This is a genomic window from Polaromonas sp. P4_H1, from assembly GCF_056400945.1.
The window spans coordinates 1-565 of the sequence record NZ_JBFUKG010000115.1 but is presented as its reverse complement, the minus strand read 5'-3'; the positions used below and the strand labels follow the sequence as shown (position 1 = coordinate 565).

Below are 565 nucleotides of genomic sequence, written 5' to 3'. Positions count from 1 at the left end.
GTCCGGGCTGGTGTCAAAGCGCTGCGTCAGCGTGTAGCTGTAGCTGCCGTCCGGGTTCAGCGTCAGCGTGCCGAAGCTGCCTGCGGCCGGACTCGTCAGCGCGTAGCTGTAGCCGCCTGCGCCGCCGCTGACGTTGCCCACCAGCGTGCCGGCCGCCGTCTCGGCCGTGCTCGACGGGTTGCTGCCCGTGGCCAGCGCCGCTTCGTTGACCGTGATGTCGTCGTTGCTTGCCACCAGGCCGGCGTCGGTCAGCGTGATCGTCAGCGTCGTCGTGCTCAGGTCGCCGTCGCCGTCCTTGATGGTGTACACAAAGGTGTCGGTCGCACCAGCCGGCGGCACCACGTTCGGGCTGCCGTCGTAGCTGTAGCTGCCGTTGGCCTGCAGTGTCAGCGTGCCGAAGCTGCCGGCAATGACCGTGTTCACGCCCGTCTGCACCGCCGTCGTGGTGTCGCCTCCGGCCACCCGCACGCCCACCACGCCGCCACCGGCTGCCGCGCCGTCGGCGCCGAACACGTCGTCCGTGCCGTCCGTCAGCACGTTGCCGCCCACCACAGCGCCAGCGCCT

General features: G+C 70.6%; 1 protein-coding gene. It reads right to left on the bottom strand.

What is annotated here, in order from left to right; genetic code table 11:
* On the bottom strand, nt 1–565 hold a 565-nt coding region (locus AC1DS5_RS25410), incomplete at both ends, for an Ig-like domain-containing protein (protein ID WP_477721014.1).